The organism is Novosphingobium sp. UBA6272 (genome assembly GCF_002440635.1).
Lineage (GTDB): Bacteria > Pseudomonadota > Alphaproteobacteria > Sphingomonadales > Sphingomonadaceae > Novosphingobium.
This window is the reverse complement of sequence record NZ_DJUW01000028.1, coordinates 165,177-183,157: the sequence shown is the minus strand read 5'-3', so window position 1 is coordinate 183,157 and position 17,981 is coordinate 165,177. Positions and strand designations below refer to the sequence as shown.

General features: G+C 63.5%; 13 protein-coding genes. 10 read left to right on the top strand and 3 right to left on the bottom strand.

Annotated elements, in window-relative coordinates; translation table 11 throughout:
• Positions 1 to 33 precede the first annotated feature (33 nt).
• From B2V17_RS13760 to B2V17_RS13750, 3 genes are all read left to right on the top strand, one after another.
• Positions 34 to 1,233: an LL-diaminopimelate aminotransferase gene (locus B2V17_RS13760; protein ID WP_292998638.1), complete on the top strand. Its 1,200-nt coding sequence runs from the start codon at positions 34 to 36 to the stop codon at positions 1,231 to 1,233.
• A gap of 237 nt (positions 1,234 to 1,470) precedes the next feature.
• Positions 1,471 to 2,061, top strand: coding sequence for a winged helix-turn-helix domain-containing protein (locus B2V17_RS13755; RefSeq protein WP_292998636.1), 591 nt, complete (start codon positions 1,471 to 1,473; stop codon positions 2,059 to 2,061).
• Between the two features lie 11 nt (positions 2,062 to 2,072).
• Positions 2,073 to 2,885, top strand: a complete 813-nt coding sequence (locus tag B2V17_RS13750; RefSeq protein WP_292998635.1) for a crotonase/enoyl-CoA hydratase family protein — start codon at positions 2,073 to 2,075, stop codon at positions 2,883 to 2,885.
• 9 nt (positions 2,886 to 2,894) lie between these two features.
• Here the strand turns inward: B2V17_RS13750 and B2V17_RS13745 are convergent, their stop codons facing one another.
• The gene (locus B2V17_RS13745; RefSeq protein WP_292998633.1) at positions 2,895 to 3,392 is read right to left on the bottom strand and encodes a hypothetical protein; all 498 of its coding nucleotides are present in this window, start codon (positions 3,390 to 3,392) and stop codon (positions 2,895 to 2,897) included.
• Positions 3,393 to 3,478: 86 nt separating this feature from the next.
• On the bottom strand, positions 3,479 to 4,858 hold the full coding sequence (locus B2V17_RS13740) for an L-serine ammonia-lyase (protein ID WP_292998631.1): 1,380 nt from the start codon (positions 4,856 to 4,858) through the stop codon (positions 3,479 to 3,481).
• Positions 4,859 to 5,256: 398 nt separating this feature from the next.
• Between B2V17_RS13740 and B2V17_RS13735 the strand changes: the two genes are divergently transcribed.
• The 7 genes from B2V17_RS13735 (at position 5,257) to B2V17_RS13705 (ending at position 16,664) form a co-directional block, all read left to right on the top strand.
• The gene (locus B2V17_RS13735) at positions 5,257 to 7,992 is read left to right on the top strand and encodes a TonB-dependent receptor (RefSeq protein ID WP_292998629.1); all 2,736 of its coding nucleotides are present in this window, start codon (positions 5,257 to 5,259) and stop codon (positions 7,990 to 7,992) included.
• A gap of 132 nt (positions 7,993 to 8,124) precedes the next feature.
• Positions 8,125 to 10,125 (top strand): tetratricopeptide repeat-containing sulfotransferase family protein, encoded by a 2,001-nt coding sequence (locus B2V17_RS13730; protein ID WP_292998628.1) that lies wholly within the window; start codon positions 8,125 to 8,127, stop codon positions 10,123 to 10,125.
• 14 nt (positions 10,126 to 10,139) lie between these two features.
• Complete coding sequence (locus B2V17_RS13725; protein ID WP_292998626.1) at positions 10,140 to 11,438, top strand: spinster family MFS transporter; 1,299 nt, start codon at positions 10,140 to 10,142, stop codon at positions 11,436 to 11,438.
• A complete protein-coding gene (locus B2V17_RS13720; RefSeq protein WP_292998624.1) occupies positions 11,431 to 12,864 on the top strand; it encodes an aldehyde dehydrogenase family protein in 1,434 nt (477 codons plus the stop codon). Before B2V17_RS13725 ends, B2V17_RS13720 begins: the two co-directional genes overlap by 8 nt.
• Positions 12,861 to 14,051 (top strand): mandelate racemase/muconate lactonizing enzyme family protein, encoded by a 1,191-nt coding sequence (locus B2V17_RS13715; protein WP_292998622.1) that lies wholly within the window; start codon positions 12,861 to 12,863, stop codon positions 14,049 to 14,051. Before B2V17_RS13720 ends, B2V17_RS13715 begins: the two co-directional genes overlap by 4 nt.
• Complete coding sequence (locus tag B2V17_RS13710) at positions 14,048 to 15,664, top strand: GMC family oxidoreductase (protein ID WP_292998620.1); 1,617 nt, start codon at positions 14,048 to 14,050, stop codon at positions 15,662 to 15,664. Before B2V17_RS13715 ends, B2V17_RS13710 begins: the two co-directional genes overlap by 4 nt.
• Before the next feature lie 70 nt (positions 15,665 to 15,734).
• Positions 15,735 to 16,664, top strand: coding sequence for a LysR substrate-binding domain-containing protein (locus tag B2V17_RS13705; RefSeq protein WP_292998618.1), 930 nt, complete (start codon positions 15,735 to 15,737; stop codon positions 16,662 to 16,664).
• Between the two features lie 2 nt (positions 16,665 to 16,666).
• Here the strand turns inward: B2V17_RS13705 and B2V17_RS13700 are convergent, their stop codons facing one another.
• Positions 16,667 to 17,980: a serine hydrolase domain-containing protein gene (locus B2V17_RS13700; protein ID WP_292998616.1), complete on the bottom strand. Its 1,314-nt coding sequence runs from the start codon at positions 17,978 to 17,980 to the stop codon at positions 16,667 to 16,669.
• Between the last annotated feature and the right edge of the window lies 1 nt (position 17,981).

Here is a 17,981-nt window from a genome sequence, read left to right as displayed (position 1 = left end):
GCCCAATCCGGCCGCGCAACCAGGAAAGGTTCCATGTCCGAAGAGTTCTACCGCATCAAGCGACTGCCGCCCTATGTCATCGCCGAAGTCAACGGCATGCGGGCCGCGGCGCGCGCCGCCGGTAGGGACATCATCGATCTTGGCATGGGCAACCCCGATCTGCCGCCGCCGCAGCATGTGATCGACAAGCTATGCGAAGTCGCGCAAAAGCCTGATGCGCATGGTTATTCTGCCTCTTCGGGGATCCCCGGGGTGCGCAAGGCCCAGGCCAACTACTATGGTCGCCGCTTCGGTGTGGACCTCGATCCCGAAACCGAAGTGGTGATGACCATGGGCAGCAAGGAGGGGCTCGCCAGCCTCGCCACGGCGATCACCGGCCCGGGCGACGTGGTCCTGGCCCCCAATCCCAGCTATCCGATCCACACTTTCGGTTTCATCATCGCCGGGGCGACGATCCGCTCGGTCCCGACCACCCCGAACGAGGATTACTGGCGCGCGCTGGAGCGGGCGATGGCCTTCACCGTGCCGCGCCCCTCAATCCTGATCGTCAACTATCCTTCGAACCCGACGGCCGAGACGGTCGACCTGGCGTTCTACGAGCGGCTGGTGGCCTGGGCGAAAGAGAACAAGGTCTGGGTCCTGTCCGATCTGGCCTATTCCGAGCTGTACTTCGACGGCAACCCGACGGTCTCGATCCTGCAGGTGGCCGGCGCGAAGGACGTCGCGGTGGAATTCACCTCGATGTCCAAGACCTTCAGCATGGCCGGCTGGCGGGTCGGCTTTGCTGTCGGCAATCAGCGGCTGATCGCGGCGCTGAAGCGAGTTAAGAGCTACCTCGATTACGGGGCCTTCACCCCGATCCAGGCCGCCGCCTGCGCCGCACTGAATGGCCCGCAGGACATCGTCGAGGCCAACCGAGCGCTATACCAGAAGCGCCGTGACGTGATGGTCGAAAGCTTCGGCCGGGCCGGGTGGGAAATTCCCAGCCCACGCGCTTCGATGTTCGCCTGGGCGCCCTTGCCTCCGGCACTGAAGGAGATGGGCAGCCTCGAATTTTCCAAGCAGCTGCTCACCCATGCCGAAGTCGCGGTGGCACCGGGCGTTGGTTATGGTGAAGAGGGCGAAGGTTTCGTCCGAATAGCCATGGTCGAGAACGAGCAGCGGCTCCGCCAAGCCGCGCGTAACATCAAGCGCTATCTCCAAAGCATGGGTATCAACAGTTCTGCTGCCTGAGTCGTTCCGATCCCGTAACTCAGTTGGTAAACTCTTGCGCGATTGCGGTATTCGGTGCAGCCATGGCCGCAGGGTGGGTTTTGTCTGAGTGAGGCCATTGTGCGGCAGTTTCGCTGGTTTTCGGCGGGGCCTGTTCCCGCTGCTTACGACCTGCGCCGGCTTGGCTGGCAGCTGCTTGGCAACGCAAGTTTGTCGGGTTGCGATCCCGCGCACGCCGTTTTAGGCCGACCAAAGGACTTGCCGCTGTCGCAATGGCTGCAGCTGACCGGGATCGGTGCGGCCCAGCGCAAATGGATAATGCTTTTGGACGTTTCAGATTCGTCCGAGCGCGCCCGGATGCTGCGTATGGGCTTCGGCGATGCGATCGATTTTGGCACGACACTGGAAGAACTCGAATATCGGGTGCTGAGGCTGGCCCACTTCGCCCAGTCGCTGCCGCGCTACCGCAATCACGGCGCGTTGAAGATCGACCTATTGGCCCGCGAGGCCTTTGTGGCCGGGCGCGCGCTTGGCCTGCACCCCCGCGAGTTTGCCTTGCTGTGGCGATTGGCCGATCACCCGGGCGAAGCGGTCAGCCCGCGCGAATTGCTGTGCGATGTCTGGCGGCTGGCCTTCAGGCCAGAGACCAACAGCCTGGCAGTCCACGTCAGCCGACTGCGCGCCAAGCTGCGGTTAGCCGGATTGGATGGTCTGGTTGAAACCATGGCAGACGGTTCCTATCGACTACTATCGCCCGATCGCCCGGCAATCGGTGGAGTGCACGATTCGGCACTGGACGGATACCTGCGGATCGGCAAGGAACAGGTCCTTGCGCAGCAAGGTGCTTAGGGAGCGTTCTAATGGGACTGGCAGTGAACCCGGCCGATCGGGTCAGCATTTCGCTTGGTGACGATGGTGTGGCGCAGGTCCGGCTGATCCGGGCCGACAAGATGAACGCGCTCGATCCTGACATGTTTGCCGCGCTGCTGGATGCAGGCCGGGTGCTGCATGATCTGAAGGGTTTGCGCGCTGTGGTGCTGTCTGGCGAAGGGCGCAGCTTCTGCGCCGGGCTTGACCTGACCAGCATGGCCAACACATCCCGGCATGACCGCGTGCCGCTGACCGAGCGGACTCACGGCAATGCCAATCAGCCCCAGCAGGTCGCGATGCAGTGGCGCAAGCTGCCGGTGCCCGTGATCGCCGCTGTTCACGGCGTCTGCTTCGGCGGCGGGCTGCAGATTGCCAGCGGCGCGGATATTCGCGTGGTCGATCCGGCAGCGCGAATGGCTGTCATGGAAATGAAATGGGGTCTGGTCCCCGACATGGCCGGCTATGCGCTGTGGAAGGGCCTGGTGCGCGATGACGTGCTGCGCGAACTGACCTACACCAACCGCGAATTCACCGGGGCCGATGCCAAGGAGCTGGGTTTCGCCACCTATGTCGATGCCAACCCGCACGCCCGCGCCACTGCGATCGCCGCGGACATCGCCAACCGCAACCCGAATGCCCAGCGCGCGGCCAAGCGGCTGTTCAACCGCTATCTTGAAATCGGAACGGATGAAATCCTGATGGCCGAAAGCGTCGAACAGCAAGCCCTGATCGGCTCGAAGAACCAGATCGAGGCGGTGATGAGCCAGATGGAAAAGCGCCGGGGCGAATTCACCGACCCGTGATGCGGTTCCTCAACGGCTGTTGCGGCCCTTGTACTTGGTCAGGCATTCGCTGACATATTCGCGCAGCTTGCTGTTGATCGCACCCTGCGCGCTGCCCTTGTCCCAGACCATCAGCGAACCCTTGCTGCAATAGGTCAGCTTGGTGAACTCGCTGGCGGTCGTGAACGGGTTGGGCACCTCGTTGAAGGATTCGAAGTTCAGCTCGAAATTGTAGGTGCAACTGGCAGCGGCGGACGGGATCGGCATGGCGGTGATGTTGACATAAGCGTCCATCACCGCTTCCGGATCCTTGGAGTCGGTCTGGATCACGATGCCGCCATTTCGCAGTTCGGACTGGACCGCGCTGATCGCCGCAGCATGAGTTACCTTGCATGTCCGCATATCAGAGGGTGTGTCATCTTCGCCGTAGACGTAGAACTTTGGCATGGTCTCGGCCCTGGCTGGTTGGGCCAAAGCCGGTGCAAGCGACATGGCGATAGCCAGAGCGGCAGTGATCGAACGGCGCATGGTGGAAGTCCCCCTTTCGGCAAGCGAATAGGGCCAAGCCTAACTCCGGGCGCGCGATTGTCCACTGCCATGTCGGCTGTCGCTATTCAGCACTCGACTACGTTCACAGCCAGGCCGCCGAGCGAGGTTTCCTTGTACTTGTCGCGCATGTCGAGCCCGGTCTGGCGCATGGTCTCGATCACCTTGTCGAGGCTGACATAATGCGATCCATCGCCGGTCAGTGCCAGCCGTGCGGCGTCGATCGCCTTGACCGCACCCATCGCATTGCGTTCGATACAAGGGATCTGGACCAGCCCGCCAACCGGATCGCAGGTCAGCCCCAGGTTGTGCTCCATCCCGATTTCCGCTGCATTCTCGATCTGGGCATTGGTTCCGCCCAGCGCTGCGGTCAGCCCCGCTGCGGCCATCGAGCAGGCCACGCCCACTTCACCCTGGCAGCCGACTTCGGCGCCCGAGATCGAGGCGTTCTTCTTGTAGAGCGCGCCGATCGCGGCGGCCGTCAACAGGAAGGTGCGCCGGCTGTCCGCTGTTCCGCCATAGCAACGGTCATGCAGGCGGATCACGGCGGGAATGATCCCGGCCGCACCATTGGTCGGGGCCGTAACGACACGCCCGCAAGCGGCATTTTCCTCGTTCACTGCCATGGCCCAGAGGTTGATCCAGTCGAGCACCCCCAGCGGGTCGCCAAGGTTGGTTCCATGGCGCGAGGCCAGTTCGGTGGCGAGGCCGGGCGCGCGTCGCTTTACCTTTAGCCCGCCCGGCAGCACGCCTTCGTTGCGGCAACCGCGATCGATCGCATCGCTCATGGCTGCAGCGATCCGGTCCAGCCCGGCAAGCACTTCAGCCCTTGGCAGGCGGGCACATTCGTTCGCCAGCATCAATTCGGCGAAGCTGAGACCGGTGCTGTCACCCAGCGCCAGCAGCTCGGCAGCGGAATCGAAATCGTAGGGCAGCTTGACACCGTCGTTTGCAGTGTCGCTCGCTCCGCCTGCTTCATCCTCATCGACCACGAAGCCGCCGCCGATCGAATAATACATCCGCCGGGTCAGGATCTCACCTTCGGCATCGCGGGCGGTGAAGGCCAGCGCATTGGAATGGAACGGTTGGCGCTGCTTCATGTGAAAGACCAGATCGCGTTCCGGGTCGAATTCTACGGCATGGCTGCCAAGCAGGGTGACCCGCCGGCTCCTGGTGACCCGGGCGAGCAGGGCAGGGGTGCCTTCGGTATCGGCGGTCGCAGGAATTTCGCCGCACAGGCCCATGATTACCGCGGTGTCGGTGGCGTGTCCTTTGCCGGTCAGGGCCAGCGATCCGTAAAGATCAACCGCGATCGCAGCGGTTCCATCGAGCAGGCCATGCCGTTCGAGCCATTCGGAAAAACGCCGTGCCGCAACCATCGGGCCGACAGTGTGCGAGCTGGACGGACCAACCCCGATCTTGAACAGGTCGAAAACCCCGAAGCTCATCGAATGGTGCCACTCCTCCCGGCCGGATTTGCCCACGTAGCAGTCTGGTGCTGCGCTGATCCGCCTTACCCGCGCAAAGCTGCGGTGCCAAATCGCGGGACGTTTGTTTATCCGCACTAATGCCACACGTCAGGCTCAGTGATACAAGGCAAAGGAAGTTTACCGATCCGGAAAAAACCCTCATTTGTTTGACTGAGGGCGCATGCCAGTCTGCCCCTCGCAGATGTGGGAGTTTCGCAGGCGCCGCGCGAACGACGACGGGTGAGTGCCAACCTGCAGGCCTAGGCATGGCCTCATGCGAAAATGTGATTTCGTCGTGCCTTGCGGCTTGGTCATACCTTGCATTGCTGGGCTTGGAGCAGCGTTTGGTGCCTGGATGTCCAGGGGGAGGATTTGAAATGAAAGCTAGCTTGAAGTTGTCATCTGCCGCGATCGCCTTTGCGATCATGGGGGCAGGGGCGCCTGCATATGCGCAGGATGCCGCATCTGGTGAAGAAGAAGCAGGCGGCGTGCGCGACATCGTTGTGACCGCGACCCGCCGTTCGGAAGCTGCGAACAAGATTCCGGTTGCGATCCAGGCGCTGGGCGGAGACTCGCTGAGCGATCTCAACATCACCAAGCTCGACAAGCTGGTTGAATTCCTTCCCAACGTCCGCACCGCTTCGCGCGGGCCGGGCGCTTCGTCGATCTTCATCCGCGGTCTGTCGACTGACTCGCCGGGGCTGCAGATCGCCGGTACCGCTGGTGCACAGCCGACCGTTGCGCTCTATGTCAACGACGCTCCGGCCTCGCTGGTCGGACGCAACCTCGATGTCTATGCGGTCGATCTCCAGCGCGTCGAAGTGCTGGCGGGTCCGCAGGGTACGCTGTTCGGCGCCAGCGCCATGGGCGGCGCGCTGCGCTACATCACCAACAAGCCCGATCTGTCGGACTTCAAGGCCGGGTTCAACGCCAGCTACTCCTTCACCAAGGGTGGTGATGACAGCGTCGGCGGCGATGCCTATGTCAACGTGCCGATCATCAAGGATACGCTCGGCATCCGCTTTGTCGCCTATGCTGACAGCCAGGGCGGTTACATCGACAACGTAGCCGGCACCTATCAGATGCCGTTCAACGCGAACGTGGGCCAGGCCGGCCGCCTCCCGACCGGCAACCCCTTGCTGGTGATGCGCGCACTGCAGGCTTGCCAGCAATCAGTGGTTCTGGTCGGCGGCGTGCCGTCGTGCGGCACCTCGGGCGGGGCCTACCTCTACAACGCTCCGACCCGGCAGACGATCAACAACGATGCGTTGGTTGAAGACAATTACAACGATGCGACTTATCGCGGCGGCCGCATCTCGCTGACTTTCAAGCCGGCCGACGACTGGTCGCTTGACCTGATGCACATGCGTCAGCAGCTCGATACCGACGGCGTGTTCGATTATGAACCCGATGTTGGCGATCTCAAGGTCACAAAGTTCAACCCGAACTCACTGGAAGACAAGGCTGACCTGACGACCTGGACGATCAACGGCCGTCTTGGCATGCTCGATCTGGTTTACACGGGCTCGTACCTGCACCACAAGGCGGTTCAGACCGCCGACTATGCCGGTTACTCGAACATCGGCCTCTATGTGCCTTATTACGAGTGTGACCGCGGGGTCTATTACACCGCTGCCTATAACGGCAATATCGGCAACACCTGCTACACCCCGAACAAGAGCTACAAGGTCCGCAACACCACCAAGCGGTGGACCCATGAAGCGCGCATCACCACCCCGGCCGGCGAACGGATCCGCGGTACGCTGGGCGTGTTCTATGACGTCAACAAGCTGTGGGACAACACGGACTGGTCGTACCTCCAGCCGGCCGCAGGCTTCATTTATCGCCGTTCTGCCAACCTTGGCCCGGCGGCCTTCCCGACCAACCCCAACGATCCGGGCGTGCGCGACCTGCAGGTCGGCTTCTTCAACGATGTGAAGCGCCGTGACCGTCAGTTCGCGGTCTATGGCGAAGCTTCGTTCGACATCGTTCCCGAAGCCCTGACTGTGACCGGCGGTTTCCGTTATTACAACGAAAGCGCTTCGATCAACGGGTCGTCGCAGACCAGCTTCGCCACCGGCGCACGCGGGATCTACAATCCGCTGACCGGGACTTACAGCGCTGCGGTCAGCCCGCCGACCACATACGGGGTCAGCGCCAACCTGAACCAGCTTTACGCCACCGCTTCGCCCGCGAAGTACAAGGGCGTGCTGTGGAAGGGCAACCTGACCTACAAGTTCGATAACTCGCTGGTCTATGTGACCTATTCGGACGGCTTCCGTCCGGGTGGTTTCAACCGCCGTCCGTGCCGCGTACCCAGCGCGATCTGCCCGACCCAGGCCGACTTCGTCCGGCTTGGCACTTATGTTCCGGACAAGGTCCAGAACTATGAAGTGGGCGGCAAGTTCTCGTTGCTTGACCGTCGGATGCAGATCAACCTGGCAGCATACCGGATCGACTGGACCAACATCCAGATGACCGTGTTCGACCAGAACATCTCCAACCAGACCTTCACCACCAACCTGGTCGATGCCAGGATCTATGGTGTGGAAGGGGATATGACCTGGCGCGCAACGCCTGAACTGACCCTCAACGGGGCGTTCTCGTACAACGACTCGGAACTGACCAAGTACCGCCGGAACACCCAGGTTCTGCGTCCGCTTGGCAGCCCGCTCGCGTTGAGCCCGAAGTTCCAGTTCAACGTTCGCATGAACTACGAATGGGAAACCGGGTCGGGCCTGAAGCCCTATATCAACGTGGCGTTCCACCACGTGGGCAGCAGCTTCTCGGACGTGATCGACAACGTCGACATCCGCTACCAGTCGTTTAACCCGACGCTGGGCTATGCGGCTTCGACCCCGGTACTTTACAACGGTGTTCTGGTCCGTCCGGGCGACGTGATTGCACCGCTCCCGGCCGCGCAGAAGATGGATGCCTATAACACCCTTTCGGCCGCCGTTGGCGCCGGCAAGGATGGCTGGAGGCTTGAACTCTTCGCCGACAACATCACCAACGAACGCGCCCAGATCTATACCAGCGCGAACGACGGTGAACGCCGCGTGACCACCAACCGTCCGTTCACGGTCGGGATGCGCGTCTCGTACAGCATGTAAGTGAATTGGCGGGGTCCGGTTGCAGAACCGGGCCCCGCTTCTCTTTTCGCGATTAGCCATTGCCATCGGCGCGGTTGGTGCACCACAATCTTCCGAATACGACGTATGACGAAAGGGGGAGATCGGGTGACAGTGGAGACGCTTTCGGCTCCCGAACAGACGCAAGCCGCATTGCGCGAGGCCCGGAGCCTGCTCCAGGCCGGGAAGATCGCTGATTGCATCGCCGCCTGCGACCAGGTCCTGGCTGGTGATGCTGACAATACCGAAGCCCTGTATACCAAGGCTGCCGCCCAGCGGATCGGCGGCGACAGCGTTTCCGCGCTGGTGACGCTGGCCCGGCTGCTGGAACTGCAGCCCGGCTATGGCCGGGCCTGGCAGGAACGCGGCCATTGCATGCGCGCGCTCGGTCGTAGCGAAGATGCCCTGTTCGCCTATCAGCGCGCAATCAGCCACAACGGCGCGCTCGCCGCCAGCTGGCGCCAGCTGGCGGAACTGCAGGGCGCGGTCGGCCGGGCGACGCAGGCCGACTTTGCCCAGCGCCAGTACCTCTATCTGTCCAGCCTCCCGCCTGAACTGCAGAGCGTTGCCAGCTTCCTTCAGGAAGGCAAGCTGGCCAGGGCCGAGCAGCTGTGCCGCGCCTTCCTGCAGCGCAACGGCCACCATGTCGAGGCGATGCGGCTGCTCGCCGAGATCGGGATGAAATTCAACGCCTATGACGAGGCGGAATTCCTGCTCGAATCCTGCAAGGTGCTGGAACCCGACAATGTCAGCGCGCACTTCGATTACGTAAAGGTGCTGCGCAAGCGGCAGAAATTCGAACAGGCGTTGGTCGAGGCGGTCGAGCTGCGGGCCAAGGAACCCGGCAACCCCGAATTCGAGATGCTCTACGCCAACGAGAATCTGGCAGTCGGCAATTTCGACGCGGCGCTGGAAACCTACGAGGCGCTACTGCGCGAAATGCCGGGCAATCCCGGCGTAAACCTGACCTATGGCCACGCGCTGAAAACCGTCGGGCGGCAGGACGATGCGATCACGGTCTACCGCCGTGCCTATGCCGCGCGCCCGGACTATGGCGATGCTTATTGGAGCCTGGCAAACCTCAAGACCTACCAGTTCGAGGACAGTGAGATCGCGCAGATGCGTGAGTTCGAGGACTTGCCGACCACCGCGCTGGAGGACCGCTATCACCTCTGTTTCGCGCTGGGCAAGGCACTGGAAGATCGCGGCGCCTATGGCGATTCCTTCGGCTATTACGAGCGCGGCAACCGCCTGAAGCGCGACGATCTGGGCTACACGCCCGAGCGCCTGTCGAATGAAATGCGACGGCAGCGCGAATATTTTGATCCGGAACTGATTGACCGGTTCAAGGGTGCGGGCTGCGATGCGCCCGATCCGATCTTCATCGTTGGCCTGCCGCGCGCGGGATCGACCCTGCTCGAACAGATCCTCGCCTCGCACAGCCAGGTTGAAGGGACAGCCGAGCTGCCCAACGTGCTGACCCTGGCCAACAAGCTGGAACGGCGGGGCATCCCGGGCGAGGCATCGGCCTATCCCGCGAACCTGGCCGAGCTGAGCACCGAAGACCTGGCCCGCTTTGGCGAGGAATACATTCGCGACACTCGCATCTACCGCAAGGAAGGCACGCCCTTCTTTATCGACAAGATGCCTAACAACTTCCGCCACATCGGCCTGATCAAGCTGATCTTGCCCAACGCGAAGATCATCGATGCGCGGCGCAGCGCGATGGGCTGCTGCTTTTCGGGCTTCAAGCAGCTCTTCGCCGAAGGGCAGGAATTCACTTACGGTCTGCGCGAAGTCGGGACCTATTACCGCGATTATGTCCAGCTGATGGACCACTGGGACCGGGTCATGCCGGGTCAGGTGCTGCTGACCCGCTACGAGGATGTGGTGGCCGATCTGGAAACCCAGGTCCGCCGCCTGCTCGATTTCTGCGGCCTGCCGTTCGAGCAGGCCTGCCTCGATTTTCACCAGACCGAACGCGCGGTGCGTACCGCCAGTTCGGAACAGGTCCGGCAGCCGATCTTCAAGAGCGGCGTCGATCAATGGGAGAAGTTTTCGGAATACCTGGACCCGCTTCGCGAGGTCCTGGGGCCGGAACTGGTCGCAAACTGAAAGGGGACGGGGACATGGCTACCAAGGCAACACCAGAGGGCGTGGATACGCCGACGCTGGGTCAACGCTGGTATGTGCTGATCATCATGATGCTGGTCTACACGATCAGTATCGCCGATCGGTATGTCCTCTCCACCCTGCTCGGACCGATCAGCAAGGAATTCGGGCTTAGCGATACCGAAACTGCCTGGCTCGGCATCCCGCTCGCGCTGTTCTATGTGGTGATGGGGATCCCGCTTTCATGGCTGTGCGATCGTTCCAACCGGACCCGGCTGCTGGCCGCTTCGGTTGCGATCTGGTCATTCATGACTGCTGTAACCGGCTATACCAAAGGCTACTTCGACCTGCTGCTGGCCCGCGTTGGGGTTGGCATCGGCGAAGCCGGCGGGACCCCGGCCTGCAATGCGATCATCGCCGACTATTTCCCGGCCGACCGCCGCTCGATGGCGATGACCGTCTTCGCGCTGGGCGCGCCGCTCGGGGCGTGGCTGGGTTCCGATATCGCCGGCTATGTCTCCACCCTGCACGGCTGGCGCGCGGCATTCCTCGTCCTGGGCGTGCCAGGGATCATTCTGGCGCTGATCATCCTGGTCACGATCAAGGAACCGGTGCGCGGCCGGCTCGATGCGGTGACCGAGGAAAAGGCACCGACCGTGGTCGAGACGATCAAGTTCCTGTGGTCACAGAAGTCGGCGGTGCATGCCTTGTGGGCCAGCGGCCTTTCGGCCTTCTGGGGCTGGGGCCTGATGTGGTTCACGCCGCTGTTTCTGCAGCGCACCTATGGCATGAACGAAGGTGAGGCGGGCGGGCTGCTCGGCTGGATCTACATGTTCGGCGGGATCGGCGCTTCGCTGCTCACCGCCTGGGTCGTCGCGCGCCCGGCCTATACCGATCCGCGCAAGATCGCGCGGCTGCTGGCGGTGGTGACGGGGCTCGCCACGATCCCCTCGTTCCTCGCCTATTACACGCATGACCTTGGCATGGCCAAACTGATGTGGTGGCTGTTCATCCCGGCGATCTATTTCTACATCGGCCCGGCCTTCGCGCTGTGCCAGAACCTCTCGTCACCGCGGATGCGGGCGATGACGGTGGCAATTTCGCTGCTGATCGCCAATGTCCTCAACCTGATCGTCGCGCCGTGGATCGTCGGCTCGCTGAGCGACTATTTCGCAGCGGGCGGCCCGGCTGACGCAGCCTCGCTGCGTCTTGCCCAACTGGTCCTGGCCCCCACCGGGCTGTGGGCCGCGTTCCACTACTGGCGCGCTGAAAAGTACATCGTCGAGGATCAGAAGCGGGCAATCGGCTATGTCTGATCCGCTGAAGTCCTACATCGACGGGCGGTGGATCACGCCGGAACAGGCTGTCGATATTTTCGAAGCGATCAATCCCGCGACCGAAGAGGTCTGCGCACGGGTCGCCCTGTGCACCCCGCGGGAGGCCGACGCGGCTGTGCAGGCGGCGCGGGCGGCCTTCGCAGCCTGGTCGCAGACTCCGCTCGATGCCCGGATCGCGCTGGTCGAGCGTTTGATTGCCGTGTTCGAGCGGCGCCATGACGAAATGGTCCGCGCAATCACCACCGAAATGGGCGCGCCGCACGATCTGTCGCACAATTCGCAGGCCGAATGCGGCCCCGGCCACTTGCGCGACACGATCCGCGCCGCACGCGCGATGGAGTGGGAGCGCCCGATCGGTTCGGGCGCGCTGCTGGTGCACGAGGCGATCGGGGTCTGCGTGCTGATCACGCCGTGGAATTGGCCGATCAACCAGCTCGCCGCCAAGATCGGCCCCGCGCTGGTCGCCGGCTGCACCATGGTGGTCAAGCCGAGCGAGGTTGCGCCACTCTCCGCGCAATTGTTCGCCGAATTCGTCGAGGAAGCGGGCTTTCCTGCCGGGGTGTTCAACCTGGTCCACGGCACCGGCGCCCGTATCGGCCCGACGCTGACCGCGCACCCGGAAGTGGACATGGTTTCCTTTACCGGATCGACCGCTGCCGGAATTCAAGTGAGCAAAGCCGCCGCAGATACCGTCAAGCGCGTCTCGCTCGAGCTTGGCGGCAAGTCGGCCAACGTGCTGTTCGACGTTGCCGGGCTGGAGACTGCGGTCACCCGCGGCGTGCTGCACTGTTTCAACAACACCGGCCAATCGTGCAACGCGCCGACCCGGATGCTGGTCGAGGCTTCGGCGTACGACCGCGCGGTTGAAATCGCGCGGTCCGTTGCCGCCGGGGTGAAATTGGGCGATCCGGCTCAGCCCGGATCACACCTCGGCCCGGTGGTTTCCAAGCCCCAGTTCGACAAGATCCAGCGGCTGATCCAGGTCGCGATCGATGAGGGCGCAGAGCTGGTCTGCGGCGGCCCCGGCCGCGCCGATGGGTTTGAGCGCGGCTATTTCGTCAAGCCGACGATCTTTGCCTCGGTCAACAACCAGATGACCATTGCCCGCGAAGAGGTGTTCGGTCCGGTGCTGGTGATGATCCCCTTCGCCGACGAGGCCGAGGCGGTGCGGATCGCCAATGACAGCCCCTATGGCCTGGCCGGCTATGTCCAGAGCCTGGACCTGGAGCGCGCGCGCCGCGTCGCCCGGCAGATCCGCGCCGGCAGCGTCCACATCAACGGCGCGGGGCAAGACTATTGCTCACCGTTCGGGGGCTACAAGCAATCGGGCAACGGGCGCGAATGGGGCGAATGGGGGCTACATGACTTCCTCGAGCTCAAGGTGATGAACGGCTACGGCGCATGAAACTGACCGGCATCAAGACCTTCGTGGTCGGCAACCCCCCGCCGCATTTCGGCGGGCGCTATTTCGTGTTCGTCAAGCTTGAGACCGACAATGGCTCGACCGGGCTGGGCGAGGCCTATTGCGTGCCGTTCTCGCCGCACCTTGTGGCGCAACTGTGCGAGGACATGTTCGCACGCTACCTCGAAGGGCGCGATCCGCACGATATCGAAAGCATGTGGCGGCGGGTCTATTCCGCCGGGTTCACCCAGCATCCCGACCTGACGGTGATGGGCGTGCTTTCGGCGCTCGAAATGGCTTGCTGGGATATCGTCGGCAAGGAGGCCGGGCAGCCGGTCTACAAGCTGCTGGGCGGGCAGGTGCACGAAAAGCTGCGCGCCTATACCTACATCTACCCGCGCCCGGACGATCAAACCGACGTCTACCACGATCCCGATCTCGCCGCCGAGCGCGCACAGCTCTATCTCGACATGGGTTTTACCGCGCTGAAGTTCGATCCGGCTGGACCCTATTCTGCCTTTGACGGGCGGCAGCTGTCGCTCGAAGCGCTCGATCTGTCGGAACGGTTCTGCCGGAAACTGCGCGAAGCGGTAGGCAACAAGGCCGACCTGCTGTTCGGCACCCATGGGCAGATGACCGCGGCGGGAGCGATCCGGCTGGCCAGGCGGCTGGAGAAGTACGATCCGTTATGGCTGGAAGAGCCGGTTCCGCCCGACGCGCCCGAAGAAATGGCCAAGGTTGCCCGTGCCACCTCGATCCCGATCGCGACGGGGGAGCGGCTGGCCACCAAGTACGATTTCGCACGCCTGCTCGATTGCGGAGGGGCGGCGATCCTGCAGATGAACCTGGGCCGGGTCGGCGGACTGCTCGAAGCCAAGAAGATCGCCGGGATGGCCGAGGTCCGCCACGTCCAGATCGCGCCGCACCTCTATTGCGGCCCGGTGGTCGGCGCGGCCAATGTCCAGCTGGCGACCTGTTCGCCCAATTTCCTGATTCTGGAAAGCATTGAGGACTGGAGCGGGTTCCACGCGCAGATCCTCAAGACCCCGATGCAGTTCGAGCAAGGCCATGTGATCCCGCCGACCGCGCCGGGGCTGGGGATCGAACTGGATGAGGAGGTGGCTGCGGCCCATCCTTACACCGGCGACATGCTGCACCTGGATATGACGCAGCACCCGGTCAGTCAGTGAGCACCGAATACGATTATATCGTAGTCGGCGCGGGCACCGCCGGCTGTGTTGTGGCAAGCCGGCTGGCCGAATGTCCGGGCACGCGGGTGCTGCTGCTTGAAGCCGGGGGCAGCGACCGGACGGTCTGGATCCAGCTGCCGATCGGCTATGGCCGGACCTTCTTCGATTCCCGCGTCAACTGGATGTACGATACCGATCCGGTGCCGGGGCTGGACGGGCGCAGTTCCTATTGGCCGCGCGGCAAGGCAATCGGAGGGTCGGGGTCGATCAACGCGATGGTCCACGTTCGCGGCCAGCCGCACGATTTCGACGACTGGCGCGATCTCGGCAATCCCGGCTGGGGTTGGCAGGATGTGCTGCCCTTCTTCATCAAGGCCGAGGATAGCGAGATCGTCGAGCCCGGCTGGCGCGGGCAGGGCGGTCCGCAGCACGTCAGCGACATCTCGGGCAAGGTGCACCCGCTGTGCCATCGCTTCATCGCCGCCGGGCAGAGTCTGGGGCTGCCCGCAAGCCGCGATTTCAACGGCAGCCGGGGCGAGGGGCTGGGGATCTTCCAGATCACCACCCGGAACGGCCGCCGCGCCTCGACCGCCAACGAATATCTGCGCCCGGCGATCCGGCGCGGCGGGATTGACCTGCAGACCAAGGCCCACGCCACCCGCATCCTGTTCGAGGGTCGGCGTGCGGTGGGGATCGAATATCTCCAGCACGGCGTGCTCAAGACAGCGCGGGCGCGCGGCGAAGTGGTGCTGTGCGGCGGATCGATTGCCTCGCCGCAGTTGCTCCAGCTGTCGGGCGTGGGCGATGGCGCGCACTTGTCCGGCCTGGGAATTGAGGCCGTGGCACATCTGCCCGGGGTCGGCACCAACCTGCAGGACCATCTGGCGGTAAGCTATTTCTACGGCAGCGCGGTGCCGACGCTCAACGATGAGCTGGGGCCGTTGTTGGGTAAGGTCCGGGCCGCGCTCAACTATGCCTGGAACCGGGGTGGGCCGCTGTCGATGAGCGTCAATCAGGCCGGCGGTTTCGTGCGCGGCACGCCAGAGGCGGAGCGGGTCAACCTGCAGCTCTATTTTTCGCCGGTCAGCTATACCCGCACGCCGCTGTCCGAGCGGCGGCTGGCCAATCCCGATCCGTTCTCGGCCTTCCTGCTCTCGTTCAACGCCTGCCGCCCGACCAGCCGGGGCTGGCTGAAGCTCGTCAGTGCTGATCCCATGGCGCATCCGCAGATCCAGCCGAACTATCTCGCGACCGAGCATGACATTGCCGAAGCGCGGCAAGGGATTGCGGTCATGCAGCGGATCGCCGCCGCCGCACCGCTCAGCGATGTCATCACGGGGCGGCTGGTACCCGATGCCGCAGTCGTCAGCGCGGATGAATGGCTTGACGATTTCCGCGCCCGCGCCGACACCGTCTACCACCCGACCTCGACCTGCATGATGGGCCCCGGCCCCGCCACGGCGGTAGTCGACCATCGCTTGCGGGTGCACGGGATCGACAGCCTGCGGGTTGCCGACGCCTCGATTTTCCCCACCGTCACTTCAGGCAATACCAATGCCCCGACGGTGATGGTGGGCGAGAAGGCCGCCGACCTGATCGGGGCAGACGCATAAGAAAAATTTACCGGTTGGGCCGAGGCGTGCTAGCCTCTGCGAAACCAGACGATTCAGGGGTGGAAGGCGAATGGCCGGCAAGATCGATATGCGCAAGCTGCCGCCGCTCAAGGCCTTGCGCGGGTTCGAAGCAGCAACCCGCCACCAGTCGATCCGCGACGCCGCCGATGAATTGTGCCTCACTCACCCGGCGGTCAGCCATCAGGTCCAGCTGATCGAGGAAGCGCTGGGCGTGCCCTTGTTCCAGCAGGAAGGACGGCACATCGTCTCGACCGAGGAAGGGCGGGTGCTGTACCCCTATGTCCGAGCCGCGTTCGAATCGCTGCTGGAAGGGGTCGACGCGGTCCAGCGCAACGCGCTCGACAAGCCGCTGCGGGTGCAGACCTATGTCACCGCCTCGATCCGCTGGCTGGCCAAGCGTATCCCGAAGTTCATCGAGGATCATCCCGAGGTGCGGCTGACGCTTTCGACCTGTGCGGTCGAGTGGGATTTTGACGAGCTGCACGCCGATGTCGGACTGGTCTACTGCCAAAGCCCGCCCGATCCCGGCAAGTACCACTGGGTGCCCTTGTTCGACTATGCTCCGTTTCCGGTCTGCAGCCCGGCGCTGCTGGCTGAATATGGCGGTAAGGTCGACGTGGCAGGCCTGATGGCAATGCCGCTGGTGACGATCTATACCGAAGAACAGAACTGGGAAGGCTGGTTCGAAACCGCCGGGATCGCATTCGCTCCTGCGAAGCCTTACGTGAAGGTCGATACGCTTGCAGTGGCGCTGGAGATGGCCCAGTCCGGGCGTGGGGTCACCCTGGTCAATGGTCCCTTCGCCGATGAGGAGCTGGCCGATGGCCGGCTGGTCGTGCCGGTCACCCACCGCGAGGTCTGCCCCGGAGCCTGGGGGCTGATCTGCCGCAAGGACATGAAGGACAATGTCCGGGCGCGAACCTTCATAGAATGGATGACGCTGAACAGCGGCTCGGCCGAAAGCCGCGCTGCCGCCTGAAGTCAGCGCGCCTGCTGAAGGCGGGCGGCCAGGGCATCGACCGCCGCGTGAGTCATCGGATCCATGTCCACGGTTGAACCCACCGGGCCCGACATGAACCGGACCATCACCATCTCCGCCTTCGGGTCGACATAGATCGCCTGGCCATAAGCACCGATCGCCATATAGGCGCCGTTGGCGTTGTGGCGGACCCACCACTGGCTGCGATAGCTCCAGCCGCGGCGGGTATTGTAGTCCCACAGCGCCTTGGCAAAGAGGCCCCGATCACCGCCGGCGCGGATGCCGGCGACGATCTTGGCAGGGACAATCTGCTTCCCGTTGTAGCGCCCGCCCAGCCGCATCATTTCCCCGAAGCGGGCGAAATCACGCAAGGTGGCAGAGAGGCCGCCCATGGCAATCGGCTGGCCGTTTGCATCGACCACGATGTCGGCATCGTGCTCGGCCCCGATCCGCGACCAGATCCGCTCCGACAGGACCTCGTGCGAGCGTTTGCCCATTACCTTGGCGATGATCAGCCCCAGCACTTCGGTATCGACCGATTGGTAGTCGAACCGCTTGCCATGGTCATCGACCTTGCGGACCGTCGTTAGGGCACCGAAAGCGGTGGCAGGACCGGTGTATCCCGCGGGCCGGGGATAGAATCCGGTGCCCAACATGAATGCGCCGAACTTCTTGGTGCCTTCGTCGGTATCCTCGTTGAAATCGAGGCTGGTGGTCATGTCGAGCAACTGGCGAACGGTGACATCGGCAAAACCGCTTGTCCCGAGTTCCGGCAGATAGCTGACGACCGTCCGGCGCTCGTCGATCTTGCCCTCGGCGATCAGGGTCTCAGCCAGTGTGCCGTACAGCGACTTGGTCATCGAAAAGCCGATGTGGGGCCGGTCGCGGTTCATCACCCCGTTGTATTTCTCGAACACGATCTTGCCGCGATGGAGGACCAGGATCGCATCGGCATAGCTGGCATCGAAGGCGTCGACCCAGTTCACCGGCTGCGTCTGGCCGGGCCAGGTGATCGTCAGCTTGGCAATATCCGGGCGCAGCGCGAGCGGCAGCGGCGAAACCGGACCTGCTCCGCGCGAAACCCGGGCGGTTGGCAGGATTTCGCGGAAGTGGGCGAAGGACCAGCGATTGCGCGGAAAGGCCAGCGCATTGCCATCGTTGAAGCGGACCAATTTATCCGGCGGGGTCGGGGTGCCCTGCATCCAGCCCATCCGGACCGGATCGCTCTCGGCGGCCGAAAGCGGTGCTTGCTGCGACTGGGCGGCGGTTGCGGCAAGGATCAGCGCCGCCGGTACGATAAACTTCCAGCTGCGCATG

Bases quoted from the DNA above. Each gene is read 5' to 3' on its own strand.
- B2V17_RS13750 (WP_292998635.1), top strand. From the start codon at position 2,073: ATGGGACTGGCAGTGAACCCGGCCGATCGGGTCAGCATTTCGCTTGGT.
- B2V17_RS13700 (WP_292998616.1), bottom strand. From the start codon at position 17,980: ATGCGCAGCTGGAAGTTTATCGTACCGGCGGCGCTGATCCTTGCCGCA.
- B2V17_RS13715 (WP_292998622.1), top strand. From the start codon at position 12,861: ATGAAACTGACCGGCATCAAGACCTTCGTGGTCGGCAACCCCCCGCCG.
- B2V17_RS13720 (WP_292998624.1), top strand. From the start codon at position 11,431: ATGTCTGATCCGCTGAAGTCCTACATCGACGGGCGGTGGATCACGCCG.
- B2V17_RS13740 (WP_292998631.1), bottom strand. From the start codon at position 4,858: ATGAGCTTCGGGGTTTTCGACCTGTTCAAGATCGGGGTTGGTCCGTCC.
- B2V17_RS13760 (WP_292998638.1), top strand. From the start codon at position 34: ATGTCCGAAGAGTTCTACCGCATCAAGCGACTGCCGCCCTATGTCATC.
- B2V17_RS13745 (WP_292998633.1), bottom strand. From the start codon at position 3,392: ATGCGCCGTTCGATCACTGCCGCTCTGGCTATCGCCATGTCGCTTGCA.
- B2V17_RS13735 (WP_292998629.1), top strand. From the start codon at position 5,257: ATGAAAGCTAGCTTGAAGTTGTCATCTGCCGCGATCGCCTTTGCGATC.
- B2V17_RS13725 (WP_292998626.1), top strand. From the start codon at position 10,140: ATGGCTACCAAGGCAACACCAGAGGGCGTGGATACGCCGACGCTGGGT.
- B2V17_RS13705 (WP_292998618.1), top strand. From the start codon at position 15,735: ATGGCCGGCAAGATCGATATGCGCAAGCTGCCGCCGCTCAAGGCCTTG.